The following is a 17,204-nucleotide window of genomic DNA, read 5'->3' on the forward strand; positions in this document are numbered from 1 at the left end:
CGATGCGACCACTCGAACGTCCCCTGCGCTCCCTCGAAGAGCTGGGCACCCAACTCTCCTTCTACGGCCGCTCGTTGGCGTGGACGGGCCGCACCCTGCGCCGCTACAAGAAGGAGATCCTGCGACTGCTCGCCGAGGTCAGCTTCGGGCGCGGTGCGCTCGCCGTCGTCGGCGGCACGGTGGGCGTCATCGCCTTCCTCTCCTTCTTCACCGGTACCGAGGTCGGCCTCCAGGGCTACGCGGCCCTGAACCAGCTCGGCACCTCCAACTTCGTGGCGTTCCTGTCGGCGTACTTCAACACCCGCGAGATCGCCCCGCTGGTGGCGGGACTCGCCCTGTCCGCGACGGTCGGCGCGGGGTTCACCGCGCAGCTCGGTGCGATGCGGATCAGCGAGGAGACCGACGCGCTGGAGGTGATGGGCGTCCCGTCGCTGCCGTTCCTGGTGACGACGAGGATGATCGCCGGCTTCGTCGCGGTGATCCCGCTGTACGTGATCGGGCTGCTCTCCTCGTACCTCGCCGCCCGCACCATCACCACCGGCTACTACGGGCAGTCGACGGGCACGTACGACCACTACTTCCAGCAGTACCTGCCGCCGGTGGACGTGCTGTGGTCCTTCGGCAAGGTGATCGTCTTCGCCGTGCTGATCATCCTGGTGCACTGCTACTACGGCTACTACGCGAGTGGCGGCCCGGCGGGTGTCGGCGTCGCCGTGGGCCGGGCGGTGCGGACATCCATCGTCGCCATCAACGTCCTGGACTTCTTCCTGAGCCTCGCGATCTGGGGCGCCAACACGACCGTGCGGATCGCGGGGTGAGGTCGGTGCGAGTGCTGAGACTCAGGTTGTACGGCATCGCGTTCATCGCCGTGCTCGCGCTGCTGCTGTCGCTCGCGGTGGCCGTGTACCAGCAGGCGTTCACGTCCGTCGTGCGCATCACCCTTCAGGCCGACAGCCTCGGCAACCAGCTCGATCCACGGGCCGACGTCAAGTTGCGCGGGCTGCTGGTCGGCGAGGTGCGCGAGGTGCACGCCGACGGCACACGGGCGACCCTCGACATCGCGCTCGAGCCCAGGTACGTCTCCTCCGTCCCGTCGGACGTGCACGCGCGGCTGCTGCCCAAGACACTGTTCGGCGAGAAGTACGTGGACCTGGTGGCCCCCGCCCGATCCACGGCCCGGCCGATCCGCGCCGGGGATGTCATCACCCAGGACCGCACGAAGGTCGGCATCGAAGTGCAGCAGCTGATGAACGACCTGCTGCCGCTGCTGCGGACCGTCCGGCCGGGCGAACTCAACGCCACGCTCTCGGCGTTCGCGACCGCGCTGGAGGGCCGCGGCGACCGGATCGGGGACAACCTCACCCGGCTCGAGGGCTATCTGCGCCGCCTCAACCCGCACCTGCCGTCGATCGAGGAAGACATCTCGCGGTTCGCCGACGTCACCGAGGTGTACGGCGACGCGGCGCCCGACCTGATGCGGATCCTGCGCAACACGGTCATCACCAGCCGGACGATCGTCGAGAAGAAGGACCAGGTGGCCGCCGCGCTGCGCACGACCGCGACGGTCGCGGACACCGCGGACGACTTCCTCACCGAGAACGGCGACCGGCTGATCACCCTGGGCCGGGTCTCCCGCCCCACGCTGGAGCTCTTCGCCCGCTACTCCCCCGAGTACCCGTGCCTCTTCCAGGGCCTGGTGCGGCAGGAGAAGGCGTCGGAGGACGCGTTCCGGGGCGGCGAGATGAGGATCACCCTCGAAGCCGTCCGGCCGCAGGGGGCGTACCGGCCGGGTGAGGAGCCGGTCTACGGCGAGCGGTCGGGCCCGAACTGCCGTGGTCTGCCACATCCGCAGGTCCCCGGTCCGAAACCTCATCTCGACGACGGTACGTCGGCCGGAAGTCCGGCCGGCGCGCTCCCCGGAGGTGTCCACGTGTCCGCCACCGAGGCCGAACAGCGGGCCGTCGGCTCGCTCGTGGCCCCCGTCATGGGCGTCCCCGCGGACGAGGTGCCGCCCGTCGCGACCCTGCTGTTCGGGCCGCTCGCGCGCGGAACGGCGGTGAGTGTCGTATGAGGAAAGCAGGAGCCCGGCGGACCGCCGCCCCGCTGATCAAGTTCAGTGTCTTCGCGCTGGTGACGATCGCGGCGACGGCCCTGCTGGCCGCGACCATCGTCAACATCTCCTTCACCCCGAAGGACACCTATCACGCGGTCTTCAGCGACGTCACAGGGCTGGAGACCGGCGATGACATCCGGGTGGCCGGGGTGCGGGTCGGCGAGGTCGAGCGCATCCGGATCAAGGACCGGACCCTGGCCGAGGTCACCTTCAGCGTCACTGCGGACAGGCCCCTGCTCGCGGCCACGCACGCGGTCGTCCGCTATCGCAACCTGGTCGGGCAGCGGTACATCGCGCTGACCGAGGGCACCGGCGACGGCACCACCCGGCTGAGGCCCGGCGGCACCATCCCGCTGGCCCGGACCCAGCCGGCGCTGGACCTCAACGCGCTGCTGAACGGCTTCAAGCCGCTGTTCGCCGCACTCAGTCCGAGCGACGTCAACCAGCTCGCCACGGAGATCATCGAGACCCTCCAGGGCGAGGGCGGCACGGTGAACAGCCTGCTCGCGCACACCGCCTCGCTCACCACGACCCTGGCCGGCCGCGACCGGCTGATCGGCTCGGTGATCGCCAACCTCAACCTCGTCCTGGAGACCCTCGACAAGCGCGGTTCCCGCTTCTCCGGGCTGCTCAGGCAACTGCGTCGGGTCATCTCCGGGCTGTCCGCCGACCGCAAGCCCATCGGGAGGTCCCTGGTGAGCATCGGCGACCTCACGGAGGTCACGTCAGGTCTGCTGAAGGACGCGCGTCCGCCGCTGAAGGACGACATCGCCGGGCTGGGCGAGCTCACCGGAACGCTGAACGACAACGAGAAGACCGTGGAGGGCGTCCTGAAGCGGCTGCCGAACAAACTCGACGAGCTGACGGGGACGGCGTCCTACGGCTCGTGGTTCAACTTCTACCTCTGCGACTTCGACGGCCGGATCGTGTTGCCGGAGACGAAGCAGGTGATCACCCCGGAGCTGCACGTGGCACGGGCGAGGTGTGGCGGATGAGCATGCGCGTCACGCGGCGCAAGGCCCGCCGCCCCGAACCGCTGGTGAAGGTACGCGTCCTGCCACCCAGGCTGCCCGGACTCCCCCGCCTGCCGAAGCGCAAGCCCCGCCCCGAACCGCTGGTGAAGGTACGCGTCCTGCCACCCAGGCTGCCCGGACTCCCCCGCCTGCCCAAGCGCAAGCCCCGCCCCGAACCGCTGGTGAAGGTACGCGTCCTGCCACCCAGGCTGCCCAGGATCCGGCTGAAGCGCCCGCGCCTGAAGCCGTTCCGCGAGCGCAACCCGGTCGTCGTCGGCGCCGTCGGCCTCACCGTCCTCACGCTGCTGGCCGTCGCCGCGTTCAACGCCGACAGCCTGCCGTTGATCGGCGGCGGCACGACGTACAGCGCGGCCTTCTCGGAGGCCGGCGGGCTCAGGCCGGGTGACGAGGTGCGGATCGCCGGGGTCAAGGTCGGCAAGGTCGAGGACGTCGACCTGGACGGGGACCACGTCAAGGTGACGTTCAAGGTGAAGGGCAGCCCAGCGTTCGGCACCGACACGGGCGCGTCCATCCGGGTCAGGACGATCCTCGGCGCGAAGTACCTGGCCCTGCACCCCGAGGGTCCGGGGCAGTTGAAGCCGGCCGACGAGATCCCGATCGGGCGCACGGTGTCGGCGTACGACGTCGTCCAGGCCTTCAGCGACCTCACGACCACCTCCGAGGAGGTCGACACGGACCGGCTCGCGCAGGCACTGGACACGATCTCCGTCACCTTCCAGGACTCGCCCGCGGAGGTGCGGGCGTCCATCAAGGGCCTGTCGAGGATCTCCCGCACCGTCGCCTCGCGTGACAAGGCGCTGCGCGGGCTGCTCGGCCGTGCGAACGGGGTCACCGAGGTGCTGGCCGACCACTCGAAGGACTTCTCCGCGCTGGTGAAGGACGGCGACAAGTTGTTCAAGGAGATCGGCAAACGGCGCGAGGCGATCCACCAGCTGCTCAAGAGCTCCGCTCTGCTGGGCGTCGAGCTCTCCGGCCTGGTCGACGACAACACCAAGGAACTCGGGCCCGCCCTGAAGAACCTGAAGGTGTTCGTGAAGATGCTCGAACGCAACCAGGCGAGCCTCGACCGCAGCGTCCGGCTGCTCGCCCCCTACGTCCGGGTCTTCACCAACACCCTCGGCAACGGCCGCTGGTTCGACTCCTACATCCAGAACATGGTCGCCGCCCCGGTCTCGCCACGGACGGAAGGCAGTCGATGACCCGCAGACTTCTTGCCCTGTTCACCGCACTCGCGGTTGTCGTCGGCCTCGCCGTCGCCCTGTGGCCGAGCCCCGGCCCCGTCCGCGTCGTGGCGTACTTCCCGCGTACCGTCGGCATCTACCCCGGTTCCGACGTCCGCGTCCTCGGTGTCCGTATCGGCGAGGTCAGGACGATCACGCCGGAGGGCGGCCGGGTGCGGGTGGAGCTGGAGTACGACCGGGGCCGCAAGGTCCCCGCGGACGGGCAGGCCGCCATCGTCAACTCCTCGGTGGTCAGCGACCGTTACGTGCAACTGCTGCCGGTGTACCGCAAGGGTCCGGTACTGCGGGACGGCGACGTCATCCCCGAGTCCCGAACGGCCGTACCGGTCGAGCTGGACCGCGTCTTCGACAGCCTGCACACCACCGCCGAGGCGCTCGGCCCGAACGGCGCCGACAGGAAGGGCTCGCTGTCACGACTGCTCGGAGTGAGCGCCGACAACCTCCGGGGCCAGGGACAGAACCTCAACCAGACGGTCGAGGACCTCTCGCAGGCGGTCACCACGCTGTCCGACGGGCGCGGCGACCTGTTCGGCACGGTGCAGAACCTTCAGGTGTTCACGGCCGCGCTGGCGGCGGACGACACGAGTGTGCGGTCGTTCGACACCAGCCTCGCCGACGTGGCCGAGCAGCTGGCCGGGGAGCGCAGGGACCTCGCAGCGGCACTGAAGAACCTGGCCGCGGCGCTCGGCGACGTGTCCGGCTTCGTGAAGAACAACAAGAAGACCCTGACCTCGGACGTGCAGGGCCTCAGCAAGGTCACCAAGGTCCTCGTCACCCAACGGGCCGCACTGGAGGAGCTGTTGGACGTCGCCCCCGCGGGCCTGTCGAACCTGCAGAACGCCTACAACCCCGCCGCCGGCACCCTCGACACCCGCAACAACGCGCAGACGCCGCAGGACCCGGCGTCGCTGCTCTGCTCGCTCCTGAGGACGACCGGCGACGAGGGCGGCAAGAACCCCGACTGCAAGGAGCTGAACAAACTCTTCGACTCCCTGCCCGAGCTGCCGGCGGCCCCGGTGAGGACGGGCACGGTCGACAAGACCCTCGGCGGAATCCTGGGAGCACGGGCATGAGCGGACTGCGCAAGGGGCAGGTGGCCGCTTGGACGGTGGTCGGCGCACTTCTGCTGACCGGCTGCGAGTTCAACGGCTGGTACGACGTCCCGCTTCCCGGCGGCGCCGCCTCGGACGGCCACGCCTACCACGTCACAGTCGAGTTCCGGGACGTACTGGACCTGGTGCCGCAGTCGGCGGTCAAGGTCAACAACGTCACCGTGGGCACGGTCGAGAAGGTGGAGCTGGACGGCTGGCACGCGCGCGTGCGGCTGCGGATCGCCGACTCCGTGAAGCTGCCCGGCAACGCGATCGCCGGCCTCATGCAGACCAGCATGCTCGGCGAGAAGTACGTGGCGCTGTCCGCGCCGCCCGGCACCGCAGCGGTCGGGCGGCTGCGCGACGGCGACCGCATCCCGCTCTCCCGCAGTGGCCGCAACCCCGAGGTCGAGGAGGTGCTGTCCGCCCTGTCCGCACTGCTCAACGGCGGCGGGGTGGCCCAGCTCAAGACGATCACCGTCGAGCTGAACAAGGCCCTGAACGGCCGTGAGAACCGGGTCAAGTCCCTGCTCAGGGAGCTCAACACGTTCCTCGGCGGCCTGGACGACCAGCGCAAGGAGATCGTCCGCGCGCTGGAGGGCGTCGATCGGCTGGCCAAGCGGCTGAAGGAGGAGAAGAGGACGATCGCCCAGGCCGTCGACACCATGCCACCCGCCCTGAAGGTCCTGGCCGACCAGCGCGGCGACCTGACGAAGATGCTCACAGCCCTGTCCGAGCTCGGCAAGACCGGCACCAGGGTGGTGAACGCCTCCCGGGACGACACCGTCGCCAACCTCAAAAGGCTCCGGCCCGTCCTGCAGGAGTTGAACAAGGCGGGCGACGATCTGCCCAACTCCCTTGAACTGCTGACCACTTACCCGTTCCCGCGCAACGCCGCCGACGCAGTGAAGGGCGACTACGTCAACCTGAAGATCACCGCCGACCTCGACCTGACGGGCATCTACGGCAATGTCGACGACAAGCCGGGCAGGGGCAGGAACTCCCCGCCGCCCGGGATCCCGGATCTTCCCGGCGCCCCCACTCCCGCCCCCCTCCCGTCCACCCCGTCCCTGCCGGACACCCCGTCCGTGCCCGCCGTCCCCTCGACGCCCTCCGACGGCAGCACCCTGCTGTGCCCGCCGGTGTGCACCGCGGCCTACGGCACCGCAGACGACTCACGTCGCCTCCCCCAGGGGGTCGACCTCGGCCTCGCCGAGCTGATGCTGAAGGGGATGCTGCCGTGATCACACGTACGGTCAGGGTCCAGCTGGTCGCCTTCGCGACCATCACCGCCCTCGGGGTCTCGTACGTCGGCGCCCGGTACACGGGCCTGGTGGACGCCGTCCTCGACCGCGGCTACACCGTGCGCGCCGACTTCGCCGAGTCCGGGGGCGTCTTCCCCGGCGCCGAGGTCACCTACCGGGGTGTGCCGGTGGGGCGGGTGGGCGATCTGAGGCTGACCGGCTCCGGAGTCTCGGTGGGCCTGAAGATCGAGGACGGCGCGCCGAAGATCCCGGCGGACTCGCTCGCGGTGGTCGCCAACCGTTCGGCGGTGGGCGAACAGTACGTCGACCTCCAGCCCCGGCGCGCCGGCGGCCCGTATCTGATCGACGGCAGTCCGATCCCGCGCAGCCGCACCCGGACCCCGCTGCCCGTGACGGACCTCGTCCTCAGCCTCGACCGGCTGGTCGACTCGGTCGGGAAGGACGACCTGCGCACCACTGTCGACGAGCTGGGCAAGGCCTTCGCCGGCACGGGGCCGCATCTGAGCCGCCTCGTGGACTCCGGCAACGCTCTGGTCGAGTCGGCGTCCGAGTCCCTCCCGGAGACGGTCTCGCTGATCGAGGACTCGCGGAAGGTGCTCAGGACGCAGGCGGACCAGGGCTCGGCCATCAAGTCGTTCTCCCGCGACCTGGCCACGCTCACCGAGCAGTTGAGGACGAGCGACGGCGACCTGCGGCGGCTGATCGGCAACTCGGTGCCCGCGGCGCAGGAGCTCGACTCCCTGCTGAAGTCGACGCGCCCGCACGTGCCGGTCCTGCTGGCCAACCTCGTCAGCGGCGCCCAGGTCACCGTGGCGCGGCTGCCCGGTGTGGAGCAGGCCCTGGTCACCCTGCCGCTCACGGTCGCGGGAAGCTACACGGTCATCCCCGGCGACGGCACGACCCACTTCGGGCTGACCGTGAACGCCGACGACCCGCCGGCGTGCACCCAGGGCTACGGCACACAGCGACGCGACCCGGCCGACACCAGCACGCGCCCGGCGAACACCGACGCACGCTGCACGGCGCCGCGCGGTGACAAGACCTCGGTGCGAGGTGCGCAGAACGCCCCCGGCGCGTCGGCCGGTTCGTACGGCGTCGGCCGGGCCGCGTACGTCACCCCGTACGACCCGGAGACCCGCACCGCCGACGGACCGGACGGAACGCCCGTGGAGATCGGCTCGACGGGCGGCGAACAGACGGTATTCGGAAAGGAGTCGTGGCAATGGCTGCTCGTGGGACCGATGGCATGAGAGGGGGGTGCATGAGGCTGCTGCCGGTGGGACTCGGCGCCGCGGCGGTCCTGACGACCGTGCTGTGCGGCTGGCTGGGCCTGAACCTGTCCGACCAGCGCGCGGCGGAGCAGCGCCGTCAGGACATCCTGGCGGCGGCCCGCCAGTCCGCACTGAACTTCACCTCTCTCGACTACCGGCACTACGGCCGGGACAGCGGCAACGTGCTGAAGGGCGCCACCGGCGACTTCAGGAAGCAGTTCGCCGCGCAGACCGAGGACCTGACCAAGCTCGTCGCCCAGAACAGATCGGTGTCCGAGGGCCAGGTCCTCGAGGCGGGCATCGTGCGGTCCGACGAGCGCTCGGCCCGGGTCCTGGTCGTGGCCGACAGCAAGGTGACCAACACCGCCGTACCCGAGGGGGAGGCGCGGACGTACCGACTCCAGCTCGGCCTCGTCCGTGTGGGCGACCGCTGGCTGACCTCCGACGTCGAGTTCGTGGGCTGACCCACAGTTGAGGAGACCTACCGTGGCGCAAACAACCTCGCGCACCCGGAGCGCCGGCTCCCCGGCCCGGCGCACCATGACCGCAGCCGCCCGCGCGGCGGCCAAGCGCGCCGGGCGTCCGGAGCACGACGAGACCGCACAGCGGGTCGAGGAACAGCCCTCGGGACGCACGGTGGTCATCGAGCCCCCGGGCGGCTGGGACGACCCGCCGGAGCCGACGTCGGAGGCCGACGAGGAGGAGAGCGCGCCCGCGCGCCCGCCCCGCCTCCGGAGGCTGCTCCACGCGGCACTCTGCCTCGCGCTCGTGGCAGCTCTGGCCGCCGCCGCCGTCCTCGGCCGGGAGTACCGGGAGGGACAGCAGGCGGCACGGGCACGCACCGAGGCCCTCGCCGCCGCCCGGAAGGCCGCACCGGTCGTCCTGTCGTACGACTACCGCCATCTGGACCGCGATTTCGCCCGGGCGCGTGCCCTGCTCACCGGGGACTTCCGCGACGAGTACGGCAGGACCACGAGGACGGTGGTCGGGCCGACCGCGAAGAAGTACCACGGCGTGGTGAAGGCGGCCGTGTCCACACCCGCCGACGGCGGCGCCCCGGCTGTCTCCGTCGTCTCGGCCGCACCGGGCAAGGTCGTCGTCCTGCTCTTCGTCAACCAGATCACGCAGAGCACCCGGGTGTCGGGCTCCCGGCTGGACCTCAACCGGGTGCGGATGACACTCACCCGCACGTCCGCCGGCTGGAAGGTGAGTGCCGTCGACGCCCTCTGACCAGGCCCGAAAGGTGCCCCCGCGCAGCCCGCGCGGGGGCACTTTTTCGTGGCCGCTCTTGACAGTCACCCCCACCCGCGGGCAATCTTCCATTAAGCAGAAACGAACTTCCGCAATACGGAATCCCTAATGGAAGGGAGCGCGGCCCGAATGGGATTCGCAGACCAGCGCTTCAACGTCAACCTGTCGATCCTCTTCACGGAACTCCCGCTTCTGGAGCGCCCCGCGGCCGCCGCCGCGGCGGGCTTCACGGCGGTCGAGCTGTGGTGGCCCTGGGTCGACTCCCCCACACCCGAGCGGTCCGAGCTCGACGCCCTGAAGAAGGCGATCGAGGACGCGGGCGTCCAGCTCACCGGGCTGAACTTCTACGCCGGCCGGCTGCCGGGCCCCGACCGCGGTGCCCTGTCGATCCCGGGCGCGGAGTCGGAGAAGTTCCGCGCCAACATCGACGTGGCCGCGGACTTCGCCGCCTCTCTCGGCTGCACGGCGCTCAACGCGCTGTACGGCAACCGCGTCGATGGCGTGGATCCGGCCGCGCAGGACGCGCTCGCCCTGGAGAACCTCGCGCTCGCGGCCCGGGCCGCGGACCGGGTCGGCGCGATCCTGCTGATCGAGGCGCTGAACCAGCCCGAGTCGCCGAAGTGCCCGATCGTGAGCGCGCCCAAGGCGATCGAGATCGTCGACAAGGTCAACGAGGCGACCGGACTCGCTAACGCGCGCTTCCTCATGGACCTCTACCACCTGTCCATGAACGGCGAGGACCTGCCGTCGGTGATCGAGCAGTACGCGTCGAAGACCGGCCACGTCCAGATCGCCGACAACCCCGGCCGCGGCGCCCCGGGGACGGGTTCGCTCCCGCTGGAGGAGCTGCTCGACCAGCTGAAGAAGGCCGGTTACGACGGCTGGGTCGGCCTGGAGTACAAGGCCGGCGACCGCCCGAGCGCCGAGGCCTTCGAGTGGCTCCCGCGCGAAGCGCGCTGAAAGCGATCAAGGCGCTGACGCGCTGACGCGCCGAACCCCCGACTTTGCAGAGCAGTCAGAGAGGCACCCCCAAGATGAGCAACACTCTTCCCAAGATCGCGTGGATCGGTCTCGGCATCATGGGCTCCCCCATGTCCGAGAACCTGATCAAGGCGGGTTACGACGTCACCGGCTTCACCCTGGAGCAGGACAAGCTGGACCGCCTGACCGCCGCCGGCGGCACCGCGGCCGGCTCGATCGCCGAGGCTGTGCGCGACGCCGACGTGGTCATCACGATGGTGCCCGCCTCCCCGCACGTCGAGGCCATCTCCTACGGCCCCGACGGGATCCTGGAGAACGCCAGTTCCGGCGCCCTGCTGATCGACATGTCCTCGATCACCCCGCAGACCTCGGTCGACCTGGCGAAGGCCGCCAAGGACAAGGGCATCCGGGTGCTCGACGCCCCCGTCTCCGGCGGTGAGGCCGGCGCCGTCGAGGCCGTGCTGTCGATCATGATCGGCGGCGAGCAGGCCGACTTCGACCAGGCCAAGCCGATCTTCGAGGCGCTGGGCAAGACCGTCGTGCTGTGCGGCCCGCACGGCTCGGGTCAGACGGTGAAGGCGGCGAACCAGCTGATCGTCGCCGTGAACATCCAGGCCTGCGCCGAGGCCGTGGTCTTCCTGGAGAAGTCGGGCGTGGATCTGACGGCCGCGCTGGACGTCCTCAACGGCGGCCTCGCGGGCTCGACCGTGCTGACGCGCAAGAAGGACAACTTCCTCAACCGCGACTTCAAGCCGGGCTTCCGCATCGACCTGCACCACAAGGACATGGGCATCGTCACCGACGCCGCCCGCAACGTCGGCGCCGCCCTGCCGGTCGGTGCCGTGGTGGCCCAGCTGGTCGCCTCGCTGCGCGCCCAGGGCGACGGCGGCCTGGACCACTCGGCCCTGCTGCGGGCCGTGGAGCGCCTGTCCGGCGCCCAGGTCTGACCCACCCAGAGCTTCCGGGCGGCGCCGCCGCTGACACCTGTCCTGTCGCGCCCAGGCGGCGGCGCCGTCCGGAATTCACTTCAACAAAATGTTGACGCCTGGTTCGCTCAAACCTAGGCTCACGCAAGCGGAAGCTCCATGAAGCGGAAGTCTGATTCCGAGGATGCCGAACATTCCGCAGATTCCCGCTGCCCCCTCGCACGGAAGGTCCACGATGTCGAAGCGCGTGCTCACGACAGAGTCCGGCGCACCGGTCGCCGACAACCAGAACTCCGCCTCCGCCGGCGTCGGCGGCCCGCTCCTTCTCCAGGACCAGCACCTCCTGGAGAAGCTCGCGCGCTTCAACCGCGAGCGGATTCCGGAGCGCGTGGTGCACGCCCGTGGCTCCGGCGCGTACGGCCACTTCGAGGTGACCGACGACGTCACCGGCTTCACCCACGCCGACTTCCTCAGCGAGATCGGCAAGCGCACCGAGGTCTTCCTGCGCTTCTCCACGGTCGCCGACTCCCTCGGCGGCGCGGACGCGGTCCGTGACCCGCGCGGCTTCGCGGTGAAGTTCTACACCGCCGAGGGCAACTACGACCTCGTCGGCAACAACACCCCGGTGTTCTTCATCAAGGACCCGATCAAGTTCCCCGACTTCATCCACTCGCAGAAGCGGGACCCGTTCACCGGCAAGCAGGAGCCGGACAACGTCTGGGACTTCTGGGCCCACGCCCCCGAGGCCACACACCAGGTGACCTGGCTGATGGGTGACCGCGGCATCCCGGCGTCGTACCGCCACATGAACGGCTACGGCTCGCACACCTACCAGTGGACGAACGCGCAGGGCGAGGCCTTCTTCGTCAAGTACCACTTCAAGACGAACCAGGGCATCCGCTCCCTGTCCGCGGAGCAGGGCGCCGAGCTGGCGGGCACGGACCCCAACTCGCACCAGACGGACCTGCTGCAGGCCATCGAGCGGGGCGTGCACCCGTCCTGGACCCTCCACGTCCAGATCATGCCGGCGGCCGAGGCGGCCGAGTACCGCTTCAACCCGTTCGACCTGACCAAGGTGTGGCCGCACAAGGACTACCCGCTGCAGCGGGTCGGCCGCCTGGTGCTGGACCGCAACCCGGACAACGTCTTCGCCGAGGTCGAGCAGGCCGCGTTCTCCCCGAACAACTTCGTTCCGGGTATCGGCCCCTCCCCCGACAAGATGCTCCAGGGCCGTCTGTTCGCCTACGCGGACGCCCACCGCTACCGCCTGGGCGTCAACCACACCCTGCTGGCCGTCAACGCCCCGAAGGCGACGACCGCGCAGAACTACGGCCGCGACGGCTTCATGGCGTCCAACGCCCAGGGCCGCCACGCCAAGAACTACGAGCCGAACTCCTACGACGGCCCGGTGGAGACCGGCCGCCCGCTCGCGGCCCCGCTGGCGGTCTCCGGCCACACCGGCACCCACGAGGCTCCGCTCCACACCAAGGACGACGACTTCTACCAGGCGGGCGAGCTGTACCGGCTCATGTCCGCGGAGGAGAAGCAGCGTCTGGTCGCGAACATCGCCGGCGGCCTCTCGCAGGTCTCCCGCGACGACGTGATCGAGAAGAACCTGGCCCACTTCCACGCCGCCGACCCGGAGTACGGCAAGCGGGTGGAGGCGGCGGTCCGCGCCCTGCGCGAGGACTGAGGCCACGAACGGCGTCCGGGTTCCGACGGGGAGGTCGGGCCCGGACGCGGACGACCCGCAACCGAGCGGTCCGGATGAGGGGTGACCACTCGGTACGGCGGGCAGGGCGAGGACCGCGGCGGTGTGCGAGCCAGTGCGGTGGTGAAGGATCCGAGTCCCCTTCTCGACCAGAGGGAAGGGTCCCGGCTCCGTCGCATCCGCCGCGGTCCCCAGCCACCACCTCCTTCGTGAGGTCTCCCGACCCCGTCCGGCGGCGCGAATGTCCTGTCGCGCCCAGCCTCGCGCCGCCGGACGGCCAGCACACGATCTGCCGAAGCGCCCCCTGTCAGGGGGGCGCTTTCGTGCTGCCCGGGCTCCGGGTGCGGGTCCGCCGCTTCCGCAGGACGCTGAACCCATGGGCAATCCGACGCAGTATCCGCACATCGTGGTCCACGCCCCGGCCCTCGACGGCTCCCGGCGGGTCACCGAGGGGGACGTGGTCCTGGGGCTCGCCTCCCATCTGGACGACGTCGTCGAGATCCTGCGGCTGGCCGACCTGGACCGGATCGAGGTCGAGGAGAGCGACCTCATCGAGTGGCAGGGCGGCGGGCCGGACGACTGGCCGGGCCTGTCGGAGCACGAGCTGTGACGACACCGGGTACGGCGGCGGCCGTACCCGGCCTACGCAACCCTCAAATCAACCTCTGAACACCGCCAGGGAGGCTTCGACGACCGTCACCGGCGGGCACAGTACCGGCACACGGGGCCCGTCGGCACGGGGGCGGCGGGCCTCGTACGGGGGTGTCTCATGGACCGTACGACGTCGATTCCGCCGGACCCTTGCGCGGTCGCCCTGCTGCGGGGCGGCGACCGCGCCGCGGTGACCGTCGCGGTGCTCGGGCTGCATCTGCGCGGCGCGGTCCAAGTCGGCCGGCCGGGCACCCTGCGCAGGACGGGGACGCGCGAGGCCGTGTCCTTCCGGCATCCCCTGGAGAAGGCGGTACGCACCGGTCTCTACCGGCCCGCCGGGCCACGGGAGTTACCCGGCCGTGCCGTGGTGCGGCGGGCTCTGGCCGGGATGCGGGCCGAACTCGCGGCGACCGGCCTGCTGCGGTCCCTGCCCCCCGGCCGCACCCGTGCCGCCCGCCGCCACCTGGCGGAGCTGCGCGCACGCCATCCGCTGCCCGACGGCCCGGACGGCCTGGCGGAGGAGGAGGTGCTGCTCGCCGTCGCGCTGTACGGCGAGCGGGCCCTGACCGCTCTGCTGCCCCGTTTCGCCCGCGAGGCCGGGCTCACCGGCCGCGGCGCACTCGCGGACGAGGGCCTCTTCCCGCTCGGCCGGGGCAGCGGCATCCGCGGCCTCGTGGGCGACGAGGGCCTGACCGGCTGGGGCGACCACGACGCAGGCGGCGGCAGCGCCCACGACCACGGCGGCGGATGCGGAGGCGGCGGCGGGGGCTTCGACTGAGGACGGGCACCCACGCCGGCGGAGGCGGTGGGTTCGGCTGTGGGTCGGTGGTCGCGGGTACGCCGAAGGGGCGGTCCATTCCCCCCGGGATGGGCCGCCCCTCGTGTGCTGCTGCCGGATCAGACCTTCAGCGGCTTGATCGACGTCGGCGCGTGGCCGGGCTCGGTGGCCAGGTCCTCGAACTCGGAGATGTCGCTGATGTCCATCGTCCGGCTCATCGAGATGTTGGTGATCCGCTCCAGGATCGCCTCGACGACGACCGGCACCCGGTACTCGGCGGCCAGCTTCTTGGCCTGCTCGAACGCGGCGCCCAGCTGCTCCGGCTCGGTGACCCGGATCGCCTTGCAGCCCAGGCCCTCGGCGACCTTGACGTGGTCCACGCCGTAGACGCCCAGCTCCGGCGCGTTGATGTTCTCGAACTCCAGGTTGACCTGGAAGTTGATGTCCAGGCCGATCTGCGCCTGCCGGATCAGGCCCAGGTAGGCGTTGTTCACCAGGACGTGGACGTAGGGGATCCGGTGCTGCGCGGCGACCGCCAGCTCCTCGATCATGAACTGGAAGTCGTAGTCGCCGGAGAGCGCGACGACCGGGGAGTCCGGGTCCGCCTTGGCGACGCCGATCGCGGCCGGGATGGTCCAGCCGAGCGGGCCGGCCTGGCCGCAGTTGATCCAGTGGCGCGGCTTGTAGACGTGCAGCATCTGCGCGCCGGCGATCTGGGAGAGGCCGATCGTGGTGACGTACCGGGTGTCCGGGCCGAAGGCCTTGTTCATCTCCTCGTACACGCGCTGCGGCTTCATCGGCACGTTGTCGAAGTGCGTACGGCGCAGCAGGGTGGCCTTGCGCTCCTGGGTGGAGGAGACCCAGTCGGTGCGGTCGGGCAGTTTGCCCTCGGCCTTCAGTTCCTTCGCGACCTGGACGAACAGCTCCAGCGCCGCCTTCGCGTCGGAGACGACACCGTAGTCCGGCGGGAAGATCTTGCCGATCTGTGTGGGCTCGATGTCGACGTGGACGAACTTACGGCCCTGGCGGTAGACGTCGAGCTTGTAGCCGGTGTGGCGGTTGGCCCAGCGGTTGCCGATGCCGAGGACGAAGTCCGACTCCAGGAAGTTCGCGTTGCCGTAGCGGTGCGAGGTCTGGACGCCGACCATGCCGGCGTTCAGCTCGTGGTCGTCGGGCAGGGTGCCCCAGCCCATCAGGGTCGGGACGACCGGGGTCTGGGTCAGCTCGGCGAACTCGACCAGCAGGTCGGAGGCGTCGGCGCCGATGATGCCGCCGCCGGCGACGATCAGCGGGCGCTCGGACTCCAGCAGGAAGGAGATCGCCTTCTCGATCTGGGCGCGGGTCGCGGCCGGCTTGTAGACCGGGAGCGGCTCGTACGTCTCCGGGTCGAACTCGATCTCGGTGAGCTGGACGTCAATCGGCAGGTCGATCAGGACCGGGCCGGGACGGCTGGAACGCATCAGGTGGAAGGCCTGCTGGAAGACGCCGGGGACCTGCGCGGCCTCCAGGACGGTGACCGCCATTTTGGTGACCGGCTTGGCGATCGAGGCGATGTCGACGGCCTGGAAGTCCTCTTTGTGGATCACGCTGGTGGGCGCCTGGCCGGTGATGCACAGGATCGGGACGGAGTCGCCGATGGCCGAGTACAGGCCGGTGATCATGTCGGTGCCGGCGGGGCCGGAGGTGCCGATGCAGACGCCGATGTTGCCCGGCTCGGTGCGCGTGTAGCCCTCGGCCATGTGCGAGGCGCCCTCGACGTGGCGGGCGAGCGTGTGGTTGATACCGCCGCCCTCCTTCAACGCCTTGTAGAAGGGGTTGATCGCCGCGCCCGGCACACCGAAGGCGTCGGTGACGCCCTCGCGCTTGAGGATCTCAACTGCCGCGCGGGCAGCGGTCATACGAGCCATCGAGTACTCCTGCTTCGGCTGTCGGATGCGTACTCCCCTCGCGCCCCGCGGTGAGCACTTCCGTATTGCGGAAAGTAATTTCTGCTATCTGAAATCAATGTAGGTGGGTCGCCGAAGGTCGTCAAGAGAGGGACACGGAGGGTCCGACAGGAGCAGGATGGGAGCGCTGTCCCGACGTGACGCCTGGGAGTGGCCATGCCCGAGAGCGTGCCGGTGCGCTGTCCGGCCTGTCGGCGCGAGCACGTCTACACCGCGCCGCCGTATCCCTGCGTCTGCGGCACTCCGGCCGCCCTGCGGCTGGACCCGGCCGCCGGTCCCGCCGTACTCGGGCACCGCACCTGGGACGAGGACTGGGTCACCGTGCACTGCACCGACTGCGGCCGCACCAACCAGTGGCCGCACCCGGAGCTGGGCTGCCCGTGCGGCACGGTCCTGCGCCTCCCGGTGAGCGGCGCTCCGGCGCCGCCGGCACGAGGGGAAGCGGCCCTGCCGGGCGATGCCCCCTCGCCGTCCGCACGGCCGCAGGCAGCCGCACCGGGCGAAGCCCTCTCCCCGACCGCAGGACCGCGAGCGGCCGCACCGAAGGCCCCCGCTCCCCGGGCCCCGTTCCGGCCCGTGACCATCCGTACCGCCCGCGACGCCGTCACCGCCACCGCGCTCTATCTGCGCTGGCTCGGCTTCCGGGACATCCGCCGTGCCGACCAGCGGCCCCCGTCCGGCATCGGCCTGGCCGCGCACGGCCTGGTCGCCCAGGTGGACCCGGCCGTGCGCCCGGCCTCGCTGCGGGACGTGGAGGTGCTGTGGCTGACGGCGATGACGGAGTCCGCGAGCTGTGTCTACTTCTCGCTGGCCGGATACGCCGAGGACGCCCGCGCTCGTGCCGACATGCTGGGCGTCCCCCTGTTCGTCCTCGACCTCACGGGCACCCCGACCCCGGTGAACGGCCCGGGCCGGGAACTCGCCGAGTCGGGCTCGGCCTGACCC

The 17,204-nt window shown here is 70.6% G+C and carries 16 protein-coding genes; 15 read left to right on the forward strand and 1 reads right to left on the reverse strand.

The features are described from left to right. The first annotated feature begins 2 nt into the window (after positions 1-2). The 14 genes from ABZ471_RS01185 to ABZ471_RS01250 all read left to right on the forward strand — a co-directional run bounded on the left by ABZ471_RS01185 (position 3) and on the right by ABZ471_RS01250 (position 14,313). The gene (locus ABZ471_RS01185) at positions 3-818 is read left to right on the forward strand and encodes an ABC transporter permease (RefSeq protein WP_359061038.1); all 816 of its coding nucleotides are present in this window, start codon (positions 3-5) and stop codon (positions 816-818) included. Positions 819-823: 5 nt separating this feature from the next. Continuing rightward, positions 824-2,071, forward strand: coding sequence for an MCE family protein (locus ABZ471_RS01190; protein ID WP_359061040.1), 1,248 nt, complete (start codon positions 824-826; stop codon positions 2,069-2,071). Then, entirely contained in the window at positions 2,068-3,108 is a 1,041-nt protein-coding gene (locus ABZ471_RS01195) for an MCE family protein (RefSeq protein ID WP_359061042.1), read from the forward strand. Before ABZ471_RS01190 ends, ABZ471_RS01195 begins: the two co-directional genes overlap by 4 nt. Before the next feature lie 257 nt (positions 3,109-3,365). Beyond that, entirely contained in the window at positions 3,366-4,346 is a 981-nt protein-coding gene (locus ABZ471_RS01200; protein ID WP_359061282.1) for an MlaD family protein, read from the forward strand. Further along, positions 4,343-5,461, forward strand: coding sequence for an MCE family protein (locus ABZ471_RS01205; protein WP_359061044.1), 1,119 nt, complete (start codon positions 4,343-4,345; stop codon positions 5,459-5,461). The genes ABZ471_RS01200 and ABZ471_RS01205 overlap by 4 nt, the downstream gene beginning before the upstream one ends. Continuing rightward, complete coding sequence (locus ABZ471_RS01210; protein ID WP_359061046.1) at positions 5,458-6,723, forward strand: MCE family protein; 1,266 nt, start codon at positions 5,458-5,460, stop codon at positions 6,721-6,723. Before ABZ471_RS01205 ends, ABZ471_RS01210 begins: the two co-directional genes overlap by 4 nt. Further along, complete coding sequence (locus ABZ471_RS01215; RefSeq protein WP_359061049.1) at positions 6,720-7,994, forward strand: MlaD family protein; 1,275 nt, start codon at positions 6,720-6,722, stop codon at positions 7,992-7,994. The genes ABZ471_RS01210 and ABZ471_RS01215 overlap by 4 nt, the downstream gene beginning before the upstream one ends. An 11-nt stretch (positions 7,995-8,005) precedes the next feature. Then, a complete protein-coding gene (locus ABZ471_RS01220) occupies positions 8,006-8,479 on the forward strand; it encodes a hypothetical protein (protein WP_359061051.1) in 474 nt (157 codons plus the stop codon). Between the two features lie 22 nt (positions 8,480-8,501). After that, complete coding sequence (locus ABZ471_RS01225) at positions 8,502-9,245, forward strand: hypothetical protein (protein ID WP_359061053.1); 744 nt, start codon at positions 8,502-8,504, stop codon at positions 9,243-9,245. A 150-nt stretch (positions 9,246-9,395) separates the two neighbouring features. After that, on the forward strand, positions 9,396-10,226 hold the full coding sequence (locus ABZ471_RS01230) for a TIM barrel protein (RefSeq protein WP_359061055.1): 831 nt from the start codon (positions 9,396-9,398) through the stop codon (positions 10,224-10,226). Between the two features lie 74 nt (positions 10,227-10,300). Beyond that, on the forward strand, positions 10,301-11,194 hold the full coding sequence (locus ABZ471_RS01235) for a 2-hydroxy-3-oxopropionate reductase (protein WP_359061056.1): 894 nt from the start codon (positions 10,301-10,303) through the stop codon (positions 11,192-11,194). Between the two features lie 214 nt (positions 11,195-11,408). Further along, positions 11,409-12,866 carry a catalase gene (locus ABZ471_RS01240; RefSeq protein WP_359061058.1) on the forward strand — a complete coding sequence of 486 codons (1,458 nt, stop codon included), beginning with the start codon at positions 11,409-11,411 and terminating at the stop codon, positions 12,864-12,866. Positions 12,867-13,260: 394 nt separating this feature from the next. Then, entirely contained in the window at positions 13,261-13,494 is a 234-nt protein-coding gene (locus tag ABZ471_RS01245; protein WP_359061060.1) for a hypothetical protein, read from the forward strand. Positions 13,495-13,653: 159 nt separating this feature from the next. Next, the gene (locus ABZ471_RS01250; RefSeq protein WP_359061062.1) at positions 13,654-14,313 is read left to right on the forward strand and encodes a TIGR04222 domain-containing membrane protein; all 660 of its coding nucleotides are present in this window, start codon (positions 13,654-13,656) and stop codon (positions 14,311-14,313) included. A 119-nt stretch (positions 14,314-14,432) separates the two neighbouring features. On the opposite strand, the gene gcl is transcribed toward ABZ471_RS01250, so the two are convergent. Then, positions 14,433-16,220, reverse strand: a complete 1,788-nt coding sequence (gene gcl / locus ABZ471_RS01255) for a glyoxylate carboligase (RefSeq protein WP_359061064.1) — start codon at positions 16,218-16,220, stop codon at positions 14,433-14,435. A gap of 195 nt (positions 16,221-16,415) precedes the next feature. Between gcl and ABZ471_RS01260 the strand changes: the two genes are divergently transcribed. Beyond that, positions 16,416-17,201 carry a hypothetical protein gene (locus ABZ471_RS01260; RefSeq protein ID WP_359061066.1) on the forward strand — a complete coding sequence of 262 codons (786 nt, stop codon included), beginning with the start codon at positions 16,416-16,418 and terminating at the stop codon, positions 17,199-17,201. Positions 17,202-17,204: the final 3 nt, after the last annotated feature.

Source organism: Streptomyces sp. NPDC005728 (assembly GCF_040630895.1).
Taxonomy (GTDB): Bacteria; Actinomycetota; Actinomycetes; order Streptomycetales; family Streptomycetaceae; genus Streptomyces.